Source organism: Burkholderia sp. Bp9012 (genome assembly GCF_003853825.1).
Taxonomy (GTDB): Bacteria; Pseudomonadota; Gammaproteobacteria; order Burkholderiales; family Burkholderiaceae; genus Burkholderia; species Burkholderia diffusa.
Window position 1 is genome coordinate 1 of record NZ_QTQA01000032.1, and the last position, 17,560, is coordinate 17,560.

Consider the following 17,560-nt stretch of genomic DNA (forward strand, 5'->3'; position numbering starts at 1 on the left):
CGCTTGCCGCTCATACTGACCTCCTCGGTTGCCGTAAATTATGGCTCGAAGATGTCTACGAAAGGCTGGCCGGTCCAGGGAAAGAAAACGATGGAAGTGGAAATTCTCCGCGAAGCAGTGGAGTACGCTCAAGAGAGCGCAGATCTTTGGCTGACTTCTTTGGTTTGTAGGATGGCATCGATCATCTTTCAGTTGCGATTTGCTAATTCGGCAGTCGCTCACTGTGCATAGGGCACGGCAATCATCGCGATTGTGTCGTCGCGCCGGACAAGTGCCTGACCGTTCAGGCAAAGTAACACGCCGCTTTCAGGTGAACGAACCGGTACGGGTGGCGTTGTACGCTCGATGTAGTGATGAACACCTAGAACGTCTCCCTTCCGAACCGATTCACCTAGGGCGACTCGCGGTTCGAAGAGCGTCGTATCGTCGGCCAGTAGTGTGAATTCCGGCCCTGGTACGTACAAGACCCGCGAGACCGGAGCGGGCCCCTGGTTCTCGCTCGCCTGCGGGAGGTGACCAAGGTGTCGCAACAGTCGATGCAGGCCGTCGTATGTCAGATCAACTGTCTCGGGCACGACCAGCGCACTGCCACCCAGTTCGCTAGCAAGCATGAGCTTTCCGGCTCTCTCGACGACATCGTCGATCATTACGTCAGCATGGTCTTCACGCAAAAGGACCGTGAAGGGAGCCCCAAAACTTCGTGCCGCGGCAACACATGCGGCCGTGCGTGATTCGTCTGATTGCTCGTGAACGAACATGCACGGATGAAAACGTAACGTTCGACCGCCCGAATGGAGGTCAACTACGTGATCAACACGTGGAACGATCTCGTACGAGAGGAAATGTGCAAGGCGCTGTGTGACCGACCCTCGTGCATTCCCGGGAAATTCCCGATTCAAGTTGCAACCGTCCACCGGCGACAGCCGGGTTCCCGCCAGCGCCGCGGGCAGATTCAACGAAGGGACGATAAGGATTGAGCCCGAGATCTCCCGCGGATTGAGCATGTGAGCAAGCTTCGACAGCGCAATCTGACCTTCGTACTCGTCACCATGACTCCCACCGAGCAACAGAGTTGTCGGTCCGGTCCCCTGCCGAAGGAAGAAAGCCGGAATGCGCAGATTTTGCCACGCGCTCGTGTTGGTGGAACTTGGCAGTTCCAAGTAGGAGACCTGGCGGCCATCGCGTTGCCAGTCAATGTTCAGTCGAGTCATGGGGGCACCTCTGATCGAGTTCGATATTCGTTCTTCAAACGACAACGGCTACGCAACGACCCGACCCCATTATTGGCCGTGATCACGGGATGGTTTGCATGTAGCTCGTTCGCCTTGTTGGATCGTGAAATCTAGTTTAGACTAAAAAGTACACCACAATCAAACAGTGGCGACGGCAAGGTCGCCAGGCATGCGGAAGCTGTTCCGAGTGCGCCAAGCGTCCGCGGTGTCGAACGTTTCGTGAAGCCAAACCTGTCAGAGGAGATAGCAATGAGGACGCACGGAGTTCGAGCAGTCTACGCAGTGGCGATGTCGGCAATGATGGCGTTTGGGGTGCAAGCGAGCGCGAAAGAGATCACGACCATTCGGTTCGGTGTTGAAGCGGCCTATCCTCCGTTCGAATCGAAGGCGACGTCGGGACAACTGCAAGGTTTCGACATCGACCTTGGAAATGCGCTTTGCGCGCAACTGAAGGCCAAGTGCGTGTGGGTTGAGAACGCCTTCGATGGCCTTATCCCTGCGTTGCAGGCGCGCAAGTTCGATGCGATCGACTCCGCAATGAATATCAACGCCAAGCGTGCCGAACAGGTCGATTTCACGGTGCCGATGTACCGGACACCCGCGCAGCTCGTCGCTCACAAGGGGAGCAAGCTCCTGCCGACGCCTGAATCGCTTGCCGGACACAGCGTTGGCGTCCTGCAGGGCTCGATTCAGGAGCAGTATGCCAAGCAGATGTGGGCGCTGAAGAATGTCAATGTTGTGAGCTATCAGACGCAAGACAACGCATATGCGGACCTCGTCTCGGGTCGTATCGACACGACGTTCGTGGACGCAACGGCCGCCAGTCTCGGATTCTTGAACCATCCCAACGGCAAAGACTTCGCATTCGCTGGCAGTCCCGTCAATGATGCGAAAATCATCGGGACGGGCGTTGGCCTTGCCGTGCGCAAGGGCGACAACGAACTTCGTGAAGCGCTCAATGGTGCATTTGCTGAGCTCAAACGCAACGGCACCTACCAGCAGCTTCTGAAAAAGTACTTCACCGTGGATCTGGCCGTGCACTGAAAGTCGACAACCGTGCGCTGCGTCGGGTCCACATAGATTCGGACACACGGACATGAGCAGAGCACAAACTTCGGCAGGCGGTTTTACTGGTAAAGCGAGCGAGCGGGAGAAGACCGGCGCAACGAGGGGCGGGAGGCGACAGGCAGGGATGGGGCAACTCGCCCCACATCGCGCGGTTGCCGATGCCATTGCACAGCTTTTCCCCCCCTATACGGAGGTCGTGCTCCACGACTTGGCGACGCAAACAGTTGTACATGTCGCGAACAATCTGTCAAAGCGGGAGATCGGTGACGATTCGGCACTTGAGGAAATCGGCTTTGACGCGCAAGAGAACGTGATCGGGCCATACGAAAAGCTAGGCTGGGACGGTCGCAAGGTTCGATCGATTAGCGCCGTACTACGGACTGAAGCAGGCGAGCCCATCGGCGTCATGTGCATCAACTTCCATCTGGCGGCACTCGACCAGGCGAAGCAGGCACTTGAATTGTTGGTATCGAGCGCGGTGTTGCAGCCGCAGCCAGAGAAGCTGTTCCGTGACGATTGGCAGGACCGAGTGAACGTCTTCCTTGATCACTGGCTGCACGATCGCAAGCTCGCGTTGTCGATGCTTACTCGGGAGCACAAACGGGAACTCGTTGCAGCGCTGTATGCAGAAGGCGCGTTCAACGGCAAGAGTGCAGCGAACTATGTCGCGAAGGTGCTCGCACTTGGACGCGCAACGATTTTTAACTACCTGAAAGAATTGAGAGGTGAAGGGTGACGGAAGATTTGTTTGACAGGATCGAAGAAGCGCATCTCGCGATTCGTCCGCAGGTGGCAGTCACGCCGCTGTCGTTCAGTCCCATGTTGTCGAAACTGACCGGATGTCAGGTGTATCTGAAGTGCGATCACCTTCAGCATACCGGCTCGTTCAAGTTTCGCGGAGCGACGAACAAGGTGCGACTGCTCGACAACGAGACGCGCCGCAATGGTGTTCTCACCGTGTCGAGTGGGAACCATGGTCAGGGTGTGGCGTTGGCGGGAAAGCTTGCAGGCGTGCCGGTGACGGTCTACGCAGCAAGCACGGCATCGCCCGTTAAGCTCGACGCCATTCGCGCACTCGGCGCGGAGGTCATCACCCTCGATGACACGAATCTTGGCGTCGAACTGGAAGCGGCCCGCCAGGCGCAACTGAAAGGGATGAAGTTTGTATCCCCTTACAACGATATCGACGTCATCGCAGGCCAAGGCACGGTTGGCATCGAGATTCATGAGCAAGCCCGCGACGAGAGCGTGGATATCGCGGCAGTGTTTGCATCGGTGGGTGGGGGCGGCCTGATCTCCGGCGTGGGCACGGTAATTCGGCGCCTGATTCCGAAAGCTGCAGTGGTGGGATGCTGGCCGAAAAATTCGACAGCACTCTACAGCTCCCTGCAGGCCGGGAAAATTGTCGAGAGCGACGAACTCGACACGATCTCGGATGGTACGGCTGGCGGGATAGAGCCGGACAGCATCACGTTCGACATCAGCCGGGAAGTCATCACGGACACCAGTCTCGTGACCGAGGAAGAAATCAAAGCGGCAATGAAGTTGGTCGCGCAGACCGACCGCTGGATGGTGGAGGGCGCGGCAGGCGTCGCTTTGGCATCGATGCTGAAGCTCGCGCCCGAGTATCAAGGAAGTGCAGTGGCGGTTGTCCTTTGCGGTCGAAACATCATGCTGGAAAAATTCATCGAGGCCGTCAAATGAAGATCTGGAACAAAGAAGAAATCATCGCGCGATTCGACGCTGACCGTGCGGTTCGCATGATCGAGAAGGGGTTCATCGCTTACTCGCGCAAAGCGGTGCTCGTACCGCCGATTCAGAACTTCTTCTTTGAAGCAGCCAATGGCGATTGCTGCGTCAAGTCCGCATACGTCGACGGCGCAGACACCTTCGCCGTCAAGGTGTCGGCAGGCTTCTACAACAACCCTGCAGTGGGCTTGCCCACCAACAGCGGCCTCGTGATGATCTTCTCCGCCAAAACCGGAGAACCTGTCGGCTTGCTGCAGGATGGCGGGTGGCTGACTTCGGTACGCACGGCGATCGCCGGCCAGCTTGCCGCGCGCGTACTGGCGCCGTGGGAAGTGCGCGGTATCGGCATCATCGGTACGGGGGACCAGGCAAGGTTCCAACTTGAGTACCTGAAGCCGATTACGACTTGCCGCGAGGTTCACGCTTGGGGACCCGACGCTGATCAAGCCGCCCGGTTTGCGGAGGACATGTCCGTACAGGGGTTCAACGTGCACTTGCACAGCACTCCGGAACTGGTTGCACGAAACGCTAACCTGATCGTTACGGCAACGCCTTCGCGCGAAGCCCTGCTGAAGTCCGAATGGATCTCCGACGGCACGCACATCACTGCGGTTGGCGCAGACGGACACGGGAAGCAAGAACTGGATCCGCAGATCGTCGCACGCGCAAGCGTGATCGTTGTCGATTCGATCGAGCAATGCAGCAAGTACGGGGAAATCTCGCACGCGTTGTCCGCTGGATTGATCCAGCAGGATGCGTTGCGAGAACTCGGCGACGTACTCGCGAAATCCGGGCGCGCGCGCGACGACTCGAACGCTGCTCAGATCACTATTGCGGACCTGACCGGCGTCGCCGTGCAAGACGCACAGATCGCTGACAGTGTTGTCAGTCAAGTCGCGTAAAAGCCGGACAACGCAGCTTTTTTGGAACGCTGATGGACGACTTCGGTTTGCCATCAGCACTCTCGACCGTGAGGTGGAAGCCAGTTGACCGCGCTCTCCTCAAACGACCATCAGAGTTCGTGCCAGGCGACAGATCCCTTGATCCAACGTCGTGCGCAAGCGTCGGAGCCGTTTTGATATCGTGTGCTCGAGGATTCGATGAATGCGGCCGACAACGAGATGCCACGCGCGGCGAGCGCCTTTCGCGCGAAAGATTCGACGGTGATTCGTAGTACTCGACCCGGAGGCCAGTGACGCCATTCTTGAGGAACTGCTCATACTCTCGCGATATTGCTCGTCGAGATGCACTTAGAACCTGGTACCCGCGACGTCCTGGTCCTTTCGCGAATTGCCGTTACCCTTGATTCATCGACCCCTTCGCCGGCGAAATAGAGTTCGATCAGGAGCTCGGGCGGCCCCGTCTTCGGGGCGGCGACAACCGCCGACTGCACACCCTGGTGGAACGCGAAGGCACGCACGCCAATCACATGCTGTAATTGCCTCTCCGGCTAACGGTGGAGGTTGCCATGGAAACGTATGTGGGTCTCGATGTCTCGCAGAAGGCGACAGCGGTATGCGTAGTGGACAGGGACGGCAGCGTGGTCTGGCGTGGAACTGTAGCTTCGAATCCTGAGGCCATCGCCGACACTATCAAGCAGCAGGCTCCTGAAACCAAACGCGTTGGTATGGAAACGGGGCCGCTTGCGGTGTGGTTCTATCACGGGTTGCGCGAAAGGAATGTTTCTGTCGATTGCATTCATGCTCGCCATGTCCATGCCGCGCTCGCAACGCAGCTAAACAAGACCGATAGCAACGACGCTTATGGCATCGCGCAACTCACGCGTAGTGGCTGGTATCGCGCGGTCGAAATCACAAGAGTATTGCCAGCCATGAAGTCCGACTACTCCTCGGCGCGCGTAGCCAACTGATCAGTATGCGCACCAGCTTGTACAACCAGATCCGGGGTGTGCTCAAAACCTTCGGCGTTGTGCTGCCTCCAGGAACACGTAGCACTTTCGAGAGGCTCGTCGAAGAGTGTACGCCATCGACATCACTGATCCGCGGGGTGATCGGTATCCTGCTCGACAGTTGGAGGCATATTGACGGGCAAGTTCGCGAAACCGACCGCGCGCTCCAGCGAATTGCACGCGCAAGTGATGTCTGTCGACGCCTGATGACCGTTCCGGGCGTCGGCGTGACAACGGCAGTCGCATTTGCTGCTGCAGTCGACAATCCGGAACGACTCCGCCGTGTCGGCGACATTGGCCCTTATCTCGGGCTGACGCCAAAGAAGTATCAATCAGGCGAGGTGGACCACAACGGTGGAATATCCAAGACAGGCTGCAGGCTCACCAGACACATGCTGTTCGAGGCGGCGTCGGCCTTGATACTGCGTCACAAGCGCGACTGCGCACTCCGACACTGGGCGCAATCACTAATCCCCAGGATCGGCTTGCGCAAAGCGCTGGTCGCAACCGCGCGCAAACTCGCCACGCTATTACTCTCAATGTGGAGAAGGGGGAAGGAATTCAACCCGGGATAATCGAGTACCTGCGCTCGTAACTCGCTTCGCTTGTGCAACTGTCGCACTGGTTCATTCAGGCTGATTACGTCGCCGCAACGATTCCTTGACGCGCTTTGCGGAAAAACCGCGGCAATCACATCGGAACGTTGTAGCGACCATCTAACGGCACGTTGTGGCGCGAAAGCGACCACGAAGACGACAAGGAAACGGCTGGTCTGAACCTTATCTAGGAGCAGGACCTATTGACAGCAATTAGACGACAAGCGCATCTATCGTCTGTACCGTGAGGCAGGACTGGCTGTGCGGCGCCGTCGCAAGCGCCGCGGCGTAATGATCGAGCGGGAGCAACTGGCGTTGCCGGGCGCGCCCAACGAGGTGTGGTCAATCGATTTCGTAATGGATGCGCTTTTGAACGGCCGGCGCGTGAAGTGCCTGACCGTCGTCGACGACTTCACGAAAGAGGCTGTCGACATCGTCGACGACCATTGCATCTCAGGTTTGTATGTCGCTCGGGCATTGGACCGTGTAGCTCGCTTCCGTGGCTATCCCAAGGCGCTGAGAACGGACCAGGGCCCCGAATTTACGAGCCGCGCGCTTGACCAGTGGGCCTATGCGAACGGCGTCACACTGAAGTTGATTCAGGCGGGCAAGCCGACGCAGAATGCGTACATCGAATCGTTCAACGGCAAGTTCCGCGACGAATGCGTTAGCGAGCACTGGTTCACGACACTCGCGCACGCTCGGGCTGTCATCGCGGCATGGCGTCAGAACTACAACGAGCAAAGGCCGCACAGCGCACTGAACTACCTTGGCCGTCAGAGTTTGCGGCGAAACATCGGGCAACCGCGAATGCTCCTGCCGCTTTCTAGGAGTCGGTTTAAAGGGACTTTGCTAGAAGCTCTTTGGCCTTATTGAGGGGGGCAGGTCAAGCGGAAACGACTCAACGGCATGACAGTAAGGGGTTGTGCAGGATAATTCGAGTCCGGCCTCGTCAAGGGGTTTTCATTGGCCTAGGACGGCTAGACTTTGCTTCGCGGGACGAATACCCGCCGATTTCGTTGATATGAACGGTGTGTCATCCCGTTCACGCCGCTCGCGGAATCCTGAAGGCTGACATCGCGGCCTGCATCGAACTGGCCTGATGCTCGAGCGCGGTCGCGGCGGCACTCGCCTGTTCGACGAGCGCCGCGTTCTGCTGCGTCATCTGGTCCATCTGCGTGACCGCCTGGCCGACCTGGTCGATGCCCGCGCTCTGCTCGACGGTGGCCGTCGTGATCTCGGTCATGATCGTCGCCACGCGCCGGACCGACGACACAATCTCGTCCATCGACTGTCCGACCTGCGTCACGAGCGTATTGCCGTCGCGTACATCGTCGATCGACGCGCCGATCAGTTGCCGAATCTCGCGCGCGGCGCTCGCGCTGCGCTGGGCCAGCGTGCGCACCTCGCCCGCGACGACCGCGAAGCCGCGCCCGTGCTCGCCCGCACGCGCCGACTCGACCGCCGCGTTGAGCGCGAGGATATTGGTCTGGAACGCGATGCCGTCGATCATCCCGGTGATCTCCGCGATCTTTTGCGAGCTCGTGTTGATCACGCCCATCATGTCGACAGCGCGGCCGACCAGTTCGCCGCCGTGCTGCGCGAGGTCCGCCGCACTCGCCGCGAGCGTGCTCGCCTGCTGCGCGTTGTCCGCATTCTGGCGTACCGTCGACGTCAGCTCTTCCATGCTTGCGGCCGTCTCCTCGAGCGAGGCGGACTGCTGCTCGGTACGGCTCGACAGGTCGAGATTGCCCGCGGCGATCTCGCGCGCCGCCGTGTGAATTGCGTCGCTGCTGTCGCGCATGCCGGTGACGGTCGCGGCGAGTCCGACCTGCATCCGCTTCATCGCCGCGAACAACTGGCCGATTTCGTTGCGGCCGGCATCGGGCACCGTCACGGTCAGATCGTTCGATGCGATACGGTCGAGCAGCGCGGCTGCATTCGCGAGCGGCCGCGACACGATCGCGCGCAGCGCGAAGTGCGTCGCGGCGATCAGCGCGAGCGCCAGCGCGACACCGAGGCCGACCATCGCGATGATGCGCGCGTATGCGGCGTTGTCGTCGTCGATCGTGTCTTCCGCCAGTTGGTTGGCCGTGCGCTGGAATTTCTCGACGTTCGCCGAATACACCTGGCCGGCGAGCGTGATTTCCTTGTCGTTGATCTCGGCATACGCGGCGGTATCGCCGCTGCGCAGCGCGTCGGTCGCGCGGGCGAGCACGCTCGCGAGATGCGTCGACGATTCGACCAGCGCCTGCTTCAGGCCGGCACCGAGGCTGCCGATCGGCGCGGCGTCCTTGAACGCCTGCGTTTCCTTTGCCGACAGGTCGAAGGTGCGCTGCGCGCTTTGCAATGCCGAGTCGCGCTGCGCCGGGTCGTTGTGTTCCTTCAATGCCGAATACGCGCGCACGAGCGCCGATCGGGTGCGGGTGCTGTCCTTGTACGCATCGTTGACGAGCGACGTCTGCGCCGCGATCGCGTGCAGACGTTTCGCGTTCGTGTTCGCGCTGCCGAGCGCAACGACCCCGACGATGCCGCCGGCGATGATCATCGCGGCGAACGCGGCCAGCACGGCGAGCAAACTGCTTTTTACCTTCAGATCGCGCATGGTGAATCGACTCTCGAAGTTATCCCTTGTCGGTTAACGACAGCGACTTGTTCAACTTGAGTCGATCGCGCGCAATTTCGATGCAGGACCCGGCATCGCATGCGGGCGAACCTTGCGAAGCGAGCGGCACGTGTGCGATGCCACCCGTTCCGTCGCAAGCAGATCAGTTCGTCCCGTCGTACGTGACGATCTCGACCCAGTTCGCGCCCTTGCCGACCGGATACTTGCCGATCGCGTCGAGATGGCCCGTGTGCCGGTCGATCCGGTACACCGCGAGCGTCGGCGACAGTTGCCCGGCCGCGAGCAGATACGCGCCCGAAGGATCGATCGCGAAGCCGCGCGGCTGCTGCTCGGTCGCGAACGTGCCGATCCGCGCTAGCTTGCCCGACACTGCATCGACACGGTACGCCGCGAGCGTGCTCGACGTACGCTCCGACGCGTAGAGGAATGTCCCGTCCGGCGTCAGGTGCAGGTCGGCGCCCCACGGCTTGTCGCCATGAAAATCCGGCGGCAGGATCGATACGGTCTGGATCGGCCGCGCATCGGCGCCGCCTTGCGACAGCGCAATCACGTGCAGCTTGCCATCGAGCTCGTCGATCAGGTATGCGAAGCGCCCGTTCGACGAAAACACGAAATGGCGCGGGCCCGACTTCGCCGGCAGCCGGTACGCGGGTTCGGCAGCATCGGTCAGCTTGCCGTTCGACGCATCGAACGGCAAGCGCAGCCACGCATCGGCGCCGAGCACGGACGCGAACGCGTAGCGACCGTCCGGCGACTGGCGGATCGCATGCGCCATCGGGCCGGTCGTGATCGTCTGCTGCACGTCGCCGGCGACACCGTTCTCGCCGACCCGGTTGACCGCGAGCAGGTTGCCGCCATACGACGCGGAGAACAGGTAGCGGCCCGACGCATCGGTCGACACATACGCCATGCTGTCCGCGAGCGGCGAGCGGCCGAGTTCGATCAACCGTCCGTCGAGCGGATTGATCGCGAAGCTGATGACGCGATAGGGCGTCGAGCGCAGCGCCGCGTACAGCCGGTGATGATCGGGCGACAACGCCATCGGCATCACGGTGCCGTCGACCGGCACGGTTTCGATCGCGCGCAGCGCGCCGGTCGACGTGTCGACGCCGAACACCGAGATGTCGCGGCTGTCGCTGTTCGATACGTACGCATACGTCGCGGCGTGCGCGAGCGAGGAGGCCAGCGCGAACGCAGCCGCCGCAACGGCACGCATGAGTGTTTTCGTGTTCATGGGGCTCTAGGTGAAGTAAAGGAAGCGGTGGATGCGGCTACGGAGCCGGACAACTTCGGTCGTCCGGCACAGCGTCGGGAGAGGCGCGCAATCGTAGAATTTGAATACCGCACACCCGTTGAGCTGGCTCGGCAACCACGTCGAGAAGAATGGCATGTAGGTGACGATTTTGATCGCACTGAAGACGCAAGGTAATGCCGTCACGCCATCTTCGTGGTCTCGCCGATCGACACGTTGCCGATCGCGCAGCCTGCGCCAGCAGCTCATGCCCGAAGCACATCTCATTTCCTGAAGAAGCATTTCCCAGGGAGCAGCGGACTGCAGCGCGAATAGGAGGTCCGCCAGCAAGGCGCGATCGTCGAGCGGCTTGCTGACGGGGTATCGCGTCCGGCGCGGCCTCGGTAGTGGCAACAGCGGTTGGATGAGTAGCCACAGTTCGACATTGAGTATAGGTTTGGCCGTGGCCTCCTCATCGGAGAAACAACGAAGAGGTTCACGGAGTAAGCGACGGGGTAGCAGCCCCTCGCAGTTCATTTTGTTAGGGTTTCTTAGATCTGCGTCGGAATGGTGATGCTGCTTGGGCAAGACAAGGTCGGACCGTTGTCCGTAATTGGTACCACCGTGCCGTTCGAACTGGTCGAGGTCGTCACGCTGCTATGGTCGCCTACCTGAAGTTCGCCATCCGTAACCGAGAAGGCCCCGCCGCCACTGATCTGGCTATTGGTGATGCGGATCCCGGTGTCACCCGATTTTGGCACACCCATCAGGTTGTTCGAGAGCCCGACAATGGCGCCCTGGGTCTTGGTGGCGGTAGCGATCACGTTGTCGATGCTCACATTCGCGATGATCGGCAGGGCGCCGCCGGTACCGGACGCATAGGTATAGGTGAACAGGAACGGCTGCTGGACGTTGCGCATGCAAGTGTTCCGGTAGGTCACGCCCGTGGTCGCGCCACTATCCTTGGCAGTCTGGTCGGTCTTGATCCGGTAGCCATAGTCGGTGCCGCTGAATTGAACGGTGTCGACCGTCACCTGCGATACACCGGGGCTTGCGAGCGTGGTGCCTGCCGCTTCCTGTCCGCCGATCGAGATGCCGTGGCCGCCGCCGACCACGCAGTGATTGATGTTGACGTTCGATGTGGCCGCACCGCCCGCGTTGGATTTAATGGCGATATCGTCATCGCCGGTATCGAGCAAGCAGTTCTTGATCGTGGCGGTCTGGGTGCCAATGATGTCGATCGCGTCGGTGTTCGGTGCGAGATCGTTGCCGCTGGAATTGCGTTTCGGGTTCGCGTAGATCCACACGCCGTCGATCGTGACGTTCTTCGAGCCCGATTCGATCACCAGTTGTTCTTTCGGCGAATTTCGAATGATCAGCGCGTTGTCGGTGGCGTTGGTCGAACTCGGAAGGCTGATGATCGACTGCGATTTCCCGGCATCGGTGAAGTTCGAGCCGATCTGCAGATTCGAGCCGGTGATGGCAATCAGCTTCGGCCGGGGTGTGTTGTTTTGACCGACTGCTGCCGGCCAATAGTCCTGTCCGTCGCCATCGATCGCACCGGTGCCGGTGATCGTGACGTTGCTGAGATTGCTGCCTGCCAACATCGCACTGCTCGAGGGTTGCGACGGCGAACCTTTCAGCGTGAAGCCCTTCTCGAGCTTCAGTACGATGTTGCTGGAAAGGTTCACGCTTGTGATAACTGCCGTCGATATGCCGTTGTTGCTGGTCAGGTCGACCAAGCCTGGGCTGCTGCTGGTGCCGCTACCGGAACACTGCTTGATGGCGTTCTGCAGGTTGGTTGTATTCGTGCTCGGCACGCTACTCCATGGCGGCGTGCACGTCTCGGCCTGGGCAGCTGCTGGCACGGCGAGCGCCGCGAATGTGGACAGCGCCAGTGTCGCGCGGATGCTGATTTTCCCTTTCATCAGGTTTTTCCTTGTCTTCAAATGGAGGAGGGGGAAACCTAGTTCGGACGGTGTGCGGCAGCAGGCGGACAGTGAACTGCTGCCGGTCGGCGGCCGACATCGATCGGGGTCCAGAGCGGACCCCGGGTGCTGCTCGGAACAACCGACCTGCGCGAATCCGTGCGGATCAGCGCAGGTCGGTGATGGTGGTGTTGTAGAGCTGGCCCGCGATCGTGACGTTCTGTAGAGTGATGCCGTTGACGTTCCAGGCGTAGATCGGACCAGGCACGGTAGCGCTGGCTGGTCCGGCGGCGGTAGGCGAGCCGAAGTCACAGTTCGAGATCGTGACGCCGGTAATGGCTGGAATCGTTGGGGTGGGCGCCGGGCCGTTGTAGTCGAAGGCCACGGGGCCCTGTGCAACGATCGCCTGGAAGCACGACCCGGTTTTGCTGCCAAGGGTGACGTTGCTGGCTGTCACATTGGCGATGTTGACGTTCTGCACCTGCGCCGGGCGCGTTCGAATCGCGTCACTCGCCGGCTGGTAGTCGCAATCGAAGGTGATCAGGCCGCCCTGTGACGCGGAAGGATTGCCTGCCGCCGCAGTCGCTACACCGAGCGGCACCGTGCCGTTGATCGGGCTCCCGACCAGCAATTTGCTGCCGTAGCCGCCGCCCGTCAGGCTCGCGCCGTTTGGAAGGGTGACGCCGTTGACGTAGAAGTTGCGGACGAAACCGCCCCGGTTCATGTTGGTCTTGATGCGGATCGCGATATTCAGCGAGTTGGTCGCCCAGAACTGGTTCAGCATCGTCAGGTTGCGTGCGTAGATGTTCTCGACGCCGCCACCCATCTCGCTGCCGAGCGTGATGCCGCCGTGGCCGCTGTTCATCGTGCAGTTCTGCACCACGTGGTTGCGCGCCGAGCCGTATTCGGTATCGAGATCCTTGCCCGACTTGATGGCGATGCAATCGTCTCCGGTGTTGAAGACCATGCCGTCGCACAGCACGTTGTTGCAGGCATCGGGATCGAAACCATCGTTGTTCGGGCCGATACTATCGGCCATCACGCCGCGGATCACCACATTGGTACAAGCAGTCGGATGGTGCTGCCAGAACGGCGTGTTTTGCGTGTGGTAGTTCTCCATCAGCACATTGGTGCAGCCGATGAATTCGACCATGCAGGGGCGCAGGTAGTGGCCCAGGCCGAAGATCCGCTGTGCGACCGGCACGCCGGCTTCCGACAGCGCAGGCAGATAGTTCTGATCCTGCTGCCAGGGCGTCGCAGGATTGGTCAGCAGCGCATATAACGATGCGGAGATGCCCGGCACCGCCGTCTTCAGGTCGACGTTATTCGGGTTGGCGTAGGCCTGCGAAGGGGTTGAGGAACTCGCGCAGCCATAGGCGCCGGTGGTGCCCTTGTAGGTCCACCAGCAGGTGGCTGTGTTGCCGGAGCCGACGAACGGTGTCATTGCCTGGCCGTTGAGGATCGACGTGGCGCCCTCGCCAGTCAGCGCGATGTTGCTGGCATTGCGCGCATAGACGGGCGCACCGAAATTCAGGCAGTCGTTGGCCTGCCAGCGACTGTAGAAGAGGTTGCCGTTCGCGCCGCAATTGATTGGGCCGTCCTTGGCGTAGTCGGCCGGGTTGGGGCTGAAGAAGATCGTGCAGTTCGCGCTAAGGTGAAAGTTGACGTTACTCTGCAGTACGATCGGCCCGGCGCAATACCAGGCTCCCGCTGGTACCACGACACGGCCGCCGCCGGCCGCCGCGCATGCGCTGATCGCCGCCAGGAAGGCGGGACGCGAATCGAACGCGCCAGCACCTTGGGTCGCGCCCGCGCCGGGGCTCAGCGGCGACTTGGTCGCGTCGGTGTAGGGGCTCGTCTGGGCGATGACGGAGCAGGGCTGTGCGCCATAGGCCTCGACCTGGAAATCCGTGGCCCGGAAGGCCGACTGCGTGATTCCGTTCAGCGAGGAGATGATGTTGGTTGCCGAGCCGTTGGGCCCCCAGATCGGATCGGTCGGCGTGGTGGTGCCGCCCGGCGAGCGGGTGTCGGTCGGGGCTGGCGTGTCGATGCCGCCACCGCACGCACCGAGCAGGGCGCTGCCCATCATGACGCCGTAGTACCCGAGGAAATGTCGTCTGGTAACCCGGTGCGCCGTGTTCTGCTTGAGGTCGTCGGGTTTTCCGTTGCGGTCGGGTGCGGTCACGGCTGTCTCCATCCTGGTTGTTAGATGATGTCGATACGGCAATAGTGGTATGACATCTATTGTCATATGTCGTCATGATGATACGCGGAACATGCGAATTTCGCGTACGTGACTACCCTATGAAAAGGATTCCGTAATCTTCTTGTATAACTGACGTACAGTTGAAATTTGAAGAATTTCCGGGTTTGTCTTGTAGAGAACGAGACGGGCGCTGAACACGAGGGGTAGAGGTGAAAATTGCGCCTTAGAAATATGATGTCGTATATTAAAAAGACGACTCGAGGGCGCGACAGGGAACGGTACCGGTGCGCGAACGCCGTAAGCCGCCTGTCAAAAGAGCATGATCACGAGTCGAATCGTGCGATCCGGGAAAGGCGTCACCCGACCGTGATTTCCGTGCCTCGGTTCATTGCGCTTCGGGCATAGCTGCCCGGATCGATCGCTGGCAGGTTGTAGCAGCGGTGGTCGCGACGTGAGCGCCGATTGCTCGGGCTACCGCTCGATGGGCTGAAGAGTCTGAACGGGCCCGGCGCGACAGCTTCAATTCGAGCGTCGCGCCGATGTCGCCTTGCGGCGCGTCGGTGCGACGGCCGTTGATTCCCTGACCACGAGTTCCGGTGTGCCGCACACGCGCGTGCTTTCGCTTGGCGGTTCTCCCTCGATCATCTCGAGCGCCATGGCAATCGCATGCGCGGCGATCAGCGGCGTCGGGAACCGCACCGTCGTCAGCGCGGGACGGAACTGGTGCGCGAGCTGGATATCCGTCATGCCGACGACCGAGAGGTCGTCGGGCACGCGCCGGCCCAGGTCGGCCGCCGCCTGCAGCGCACCGATCGCCATCAGGTCGTTGGTCGCGAACAGCGCGGTGAGATCCGGATGCGCGCGCAGCAGCGCTATGGTGGCGTCGTAGCCGCCCTCGATCGAATCGTGCGTCGACCGCGTCGTGACCGCACGTTCGGGATGGCCGCGCGCCACGAGCGCGTCGACGAAGCCGCGCAGCCGCACCGACTGCGGGCCGCCGGAGCCCTTGCCCACGAGCGCGCCGAAGCGCCGGTGCCGCAGCCCGGACAGGTGCGTGGCAGCCAGCGCACCGGCCGCCGCGAAGTCGACCGTCACGCAGGGCAGCGTGTGCGACGCCGGCACGTGCTCCCACATGCACAGGACGATGGCTGCGCCATGGCGCGCGAGGTCGGCCAGCTCGGATTCGGCGAGATCGGTGTTCATCACGATCGCGCCGGCTGCGAGCGTGCCGGCAATGCGTTCCAGGTAACTGCGAGTGATCGCGGGATCGTCGTCGGTGTTCGTGACCAGCAGGTAGTAGCCGCGCTTGCGCGCCTCGCGCTCGGCTGCCAGCACGAACTCCGGATAGAACGGGTTCGTGATGTTCGACAGCATCAGCGCGAGCGTGGGCGTGCGGCCTTCGGCCAGTGCGCGGGCCGTGAGGTTCGGCCGGTAGCCGAGCTCACGGATGACCGCCATCACGCGCTCGACCGTCGACGTCTTGACCTTCTGCGGGTTGCGCAGCACATTCGAGACGGTCGCGGCCGTTACGTTCGCGCGGCGCGCGACTTCGGCGAGCGTCACCATCGGCTATGGCCGGCCGAGGCCGGCAGGGTCGGGGAAAACGGATGCTGATGCATATATTGGGATAGCGTCCCACAAGTTGCGCAGCGATAATCGGTGCGCTAATTTCTCGACACACCCCGAACAGGCAATTCGACGGTTCGACAGCGGCCGGGCGCGCGAAGCACGCGCTGGCGTATCGACGCCGATGAACAGGAGACATCATGGTACGGCGAATCCGGCGCGTGGCGCCACAAAAATTTAAGCGTTTAAATTTTGCGCAGCCTGCTGCGTGACGCCGACGGAGACCATCGATGACCGCCATTTCATTGAAGGATGTATCCAAGCGCTACGGCGATCATGCGCCGGTGCTGCGCGACGTGAACCTGGAGATCGCGTCACACGAATTCTGTGTGTTCCTCGGGCCGTCGGGCTGCGGCAAGTCGACGTTGCTGCGCATGATCGCCGGGCTCGAGGAGGTGAGCGAAGGCGAGCTGTGCATCGGCGGCGAGCGGATGAACGACACGCCGCCGGCCGAGCGCGGCGTCGCGATGGTATTTCAGAGCTACGCGCTGTTTCCGCACATGACGGTGTTCGACAACATCGGCTTCGGCCTGCGGATCGCCGGCGTGCCGAAGGATGAAATCCGCCGGCGCGTGACCGAGGCCGCGCGCGTGCTGCAACTCGAATCGCTGCTCGATCGCAAGCCGAAGGCGCTGTCGGGCGGCCAGCGGCAGCGCGTCGCGATCGGCCGCGCGATCGTGCGCGAGCCGCGCGTGTTCCTGTTCGACGAACCGCTGTCGAACCTCGATGCGACGCTGCGCGGCCAGACCCGCGTCGAGATTGCACGCCTGCACGCGCGCTTCGGGCAGTCGAGTTCGGTCTACGTGACGCACGACCAGATCGAGGCGATGACGCTCGCCGACAAGATCGTGCTGCTGCACGCTGGCGACGACGTCGCGCGCTTCGGCAGCATCGCGCAGGTGGGCGCACCGCTCGAGCTGTATCACCGGCCGGCGAACCGCTTCGTCGCGGGATTCATCGGCTCGCCGCGAATGAACTTCCTGCCGGCGACCGTTGCATCGAACGATCCGGATGCCTGCCGGCTGGCGCTCGACGGCACGGGAGAGCGGCTGGTGCTGCGAGGCCGTGCGCTGCCGCGCGGCATGGCGGCAGGCATGCCGCTGACCCTCGGCATTCGGCCGGAACACCTGGCGGTGGGTACAGGTGCCGCGCCGGACGCGCCATCGATCGTTCGCGAAGTCGCACTCGTCGAGCAGCTCGGCGAGGCGGCCTATGTCCACCTCGACCAGCCGGGCGGCACGCCGCTGCTCGCGAAGCTGCCCGGGCAGACCACGCTGCGGCGCGGCGAGCGGCATGCGCTGCAGGTGCCGGCCGAACACTGCCACCTGTTCGACGAGGCCGGCACGGCGTTACCGGCCGTGCACGCGGAGCCGACGTTCGTGTAGCGGC

General features: G+C 61.6%; 14 protein-coding genes and 2 pseudogenes. 9 read left to right on the forward strand and 7 right to left on the reverse strand.

The annotated features are described in order from the left end of the window. The coding region (locus tag DIE11_RS36755; protein ID WP_221622475.1) for a hypothetical protein at positions 1-231 on the forward strand (231 nt) is incomplete at its 5' end. On the opposite strand, the gene DIE11_RS31120 is transcribed toward DIE11_RS36755, so the two are convergent. Further along, entirely contained in the window at positions 219-1,211 is a 993-nt protein-coding gene (locus tag DIE11_RS31120) for a succinylglutamate desuccinylase/aspartoacylase family protein (protein WP_124488339.1), read from the reverse strand. The genes DIE11_RS36755 and DIE11_RS31120 overlap by 13 nt on opposite strands. Positions 1,212-1,481: 270 nt before the next feature. On the opposite strand from DIE11_RS31120, the gene DIE11_RS31125 reads away from it, so the two are divergent. The 7 genes and pseudogenes from DIE11_RS31125 to DIE11_RS31155 form a co-directional block, all read left to right on the forward strand. After that, positions 1,482-2,276, forward strand: a complete 795-nt coding sequence (locus DIE11_RS31125; RefSeq protein ID WP_124488340.1) for an ABC transporter substrate-binding protein — start codon at positions 1,482-1,484, stop codon at positions 2,274-2,276. A 52-nt stretch (positions 2,277-2,328) separates the two neighbouring features. Further along, the gene (locus DIE11_RS31130; RefSeq protein WP_409364591.1) at positions 2,329-3,036 is read left to right on the forward strand and encodes a transcriptional regulator; all 708 of its coding nucleotides are present in this window, start codon (positions 2,329-2,331) and stop codon (positions 3,034-3,036) included. Beyond that, positions 3,033-4,004 (forward strand): threonine/serine dehydratase, encoded by a 972-nt coding sequence (locus DIE11_RS31135; protein WP_124488341.1) that lies wholly within the window; start codon positions 3,033-3,035, stop codon positions 4,002-4,004. The genes DIE11_RS31130 and DIE11_RS31135 overlap by 4 nt, the downstream gene beginning before the upstream one ends. Beyond that, positions 4,001-4,951, forward strand: a complete 951-nt coding sequence (locus DIE11_RS31140) for an ornithine cyclodeaminase family protein (RefSeq protein ID WP_124488342.1) — start codon at positions 4,001-4,003, stop codon at positions 4,949-4,951. Before DIE11_RS31135 ends, DIE11_RS31140 begins: the two co-directional genes overlap by 4 nt. Before the next feature lie 566 nt (positions 4,952-5,517). Then, the gene (locus DIE11_RS31145) at positions 5,518-5,919 is read left to right on the forward strand and encodes a transposase (protein ID WP_124488343.1); all 402 of its coding nucleotides are present in this window, start codon (positions 5,518-5,520) and stop codon (positions 5,917-5,919) included. Next, positions 5,919-6,533, forward strand: a complete 615-nt coding sequence (locus DIE11_RS31150; RefSeq protein WP_260430306.1) for an IS110 family transposase — start codon at positions 5,919-5,921, stop codon at positions 6,531-6,533. Before DIE11_RS31145 ends, DIE11_RS31150 begins: the two co-directional genes overlap by 1 nt. 234 nt (positions 6,534-6,767) lie before the next feature. Further along, positions 6,768-7,384, forward strand: a pseudogene (locus DIE11_RS31155) (IS3 family transposase); the annotation flags it as partial. Between the two features lie 215 nt (positions 7,385-7,599). Here DIE11_RS31155 and DIE11_RS31160 read toward each other — a convergent pair. The 6 genes and pseudogenes from DIE11_RS31160 to DIE11_RS31185 form a co-directional block, all read right to left on the reverse strand. Beyond that, positions 7,600-9,159 (reverse strand): methyl-accepting chemotaxis protein, encoded by a 1,560-nt coding sequence (locus tag DIE11_RS31160; protein WP_124488345.1) that lies wholly within the window; start codon positions 9,157-9,159, stop codon positions 7,600-7,602. A 163-nt stretch (positions 9,160-9,322) separates the two neighbouring features. After that, the gene (locus tag DIE11_RS31165; protein WP_124488346.1) at positions 9,323-10,414 is read right to left on the reverse strand and encodes a beta-propeller fold lactonase family protein; all 1,092 of its coding nucleotides are present in this window, start codon (positions 10,412-10,414) and stop codon (positions 9,323-9,325) included. 234 nt (positions 10,415-10,648) lie between these two features. After that, a pseudogene (locus DIE11_RS37240) lies at positions 10,649-10,933 on the reverse strand (transposase); the annotation flags it as partial. Between the two features lie 29 nt (positions 10,934-10,962). Further along, positions 10,963-12,339, reverse strand: a complete 1,377-nt coding sequence (locus DIE11_RS31175; protein WP_059620076.1) for a glycoside hydrolase family 28 protein — start codon at positions 12,337-12,339, stop codon at positions 10,963-10,965. Positions 12,340-12,505: 166 nt separating this feature from the next. After that, a complete protein-coding gene (locus DIE11_RS31180) occupies positions 12,506-14,428 on the reverse strand; it encodes a glycoside hydrolase family 28 protein (RefSeq protein ID WP_260430307.1) in 1,923 nt (640 codons plus the stop codon). Between the two features lie 636 nt (positions 14,429-15,064). Next, positions 15,065-16,111: a LacI family DNA-binding transcriptional regulator gene (locus tag DIE11_RS31185; RefSeq protein WP_124488349.1), complete on the reverse strand. Its 1,047-nt coding sequence runs from the start codon at positions 16,109-16,111 to the stop codon at positions 15,065-15,067. A 290-nt stretch (positions 16,112-16,401) separates the two neighbouring features. Between DIE11_RS31185 and DIE11_RS31190 the strand changes: the two genes are divergently transcribed. Beyond that, positions 16,402-17,556 carry an ABC transporter ATP-binding protein gene (locus DIE11_RS31190; protein WP_124488350.1) on the forward strand — a complete coding sequence of 385 codons (1,155 nt, stop codon included), beginning with the start codon at positions 16,402-16,404 and terminating at the stop codon, positions 17,554-17,556. Positions 17,557-17,560: the final 4 nt, after the last annotated feature.

What these genes read in the sequence shown, in the direction of transcription:
- DIE11_RS31160 (WP_124488345.1), bottom strand. Translation starts at nt 9,159, where the DNA reads ATGCGCGATCTGAAGGTAAAAAGCAGTTTGCTCGCCGTGCTGGCCGCG.
- DIE11_RS31190 (WP_124488350.1), top strand. Translation starts at nt 16,402, where the DNA reads ATGACCGCCATTTCATTGAAGGATGTATCCAAGCGCTACGGCGATCAT.
- DIE11_RS31145 (WP_124488343.1), top strand. Translation starts at nt 5,518, where the DNA reads ATGGAAACGTATGTGGGTCTCGATGTCTCGCAGAAGGCGACAGCGGTA.
- DIE11_RS31185 (WP_124488349.1), bottom strand. Translation starts at nt 16,111, where the DNA reads ATGGTGACGCTCGCCGAAGTCGCGCGCCGCGCGAACGTAACGGCCGCG.
- DIE11_RS31180 (WP_260430307.1), bottom strand. Translation starts at nt 14,428, where the DNA reads ATGATGGGCAGCGCCCTGCTCGGTGCGTGCGGTGGCGGCATCGACACG.
- DIE11_RS31125 (WP_124488340.1), top strand. Translation starts at nt 1,482, where the DNA reads ATGAGGACGCACGGAGTTCGAGCAGTCTACGCAGTGGCGATGTCGGCA.
- DIE11_RS31130 (WP_409364591.1), top strand. Translation starts at nt 2,329, where the DNA reads ATGAGCAGAGCACAAACTTCGGCAGGCGGTTTTACTGGTAAAGCGAGC.
- DIE11_RS31120 (WP_124488339.1), bottom strand. Translation starts at nt 1,211, where the DNA reads ATGACTCGACTGAACATTGACTGGCAACGCGATGGCCGCCAGGTCTCC.
- DIE11_RS31175 (WP_059620076.1), bottom strand. Translation starts at nt 12,339, where the DNA reads ATGAAAGGGAAAATCAGCATCCGCGCGACACTGGCGCTGTCCACATTC.
- DIE11_RS31165 (WP_124488346.1), bottom strand. Translation starts at nt 10,414, where the DNA reads ATGAACACGAAAACACTCATGCGTGCCGTTGCGGCGGCTGCGTTCGCG.
- DIE11_RS31140 (WP_124488342.1), top strand. Translation starts at nt 4,001, where the DNA reads ATGAAGATCTGGAACAAAGAAGAAATCATCGCGCGATTCGACGCTGAC.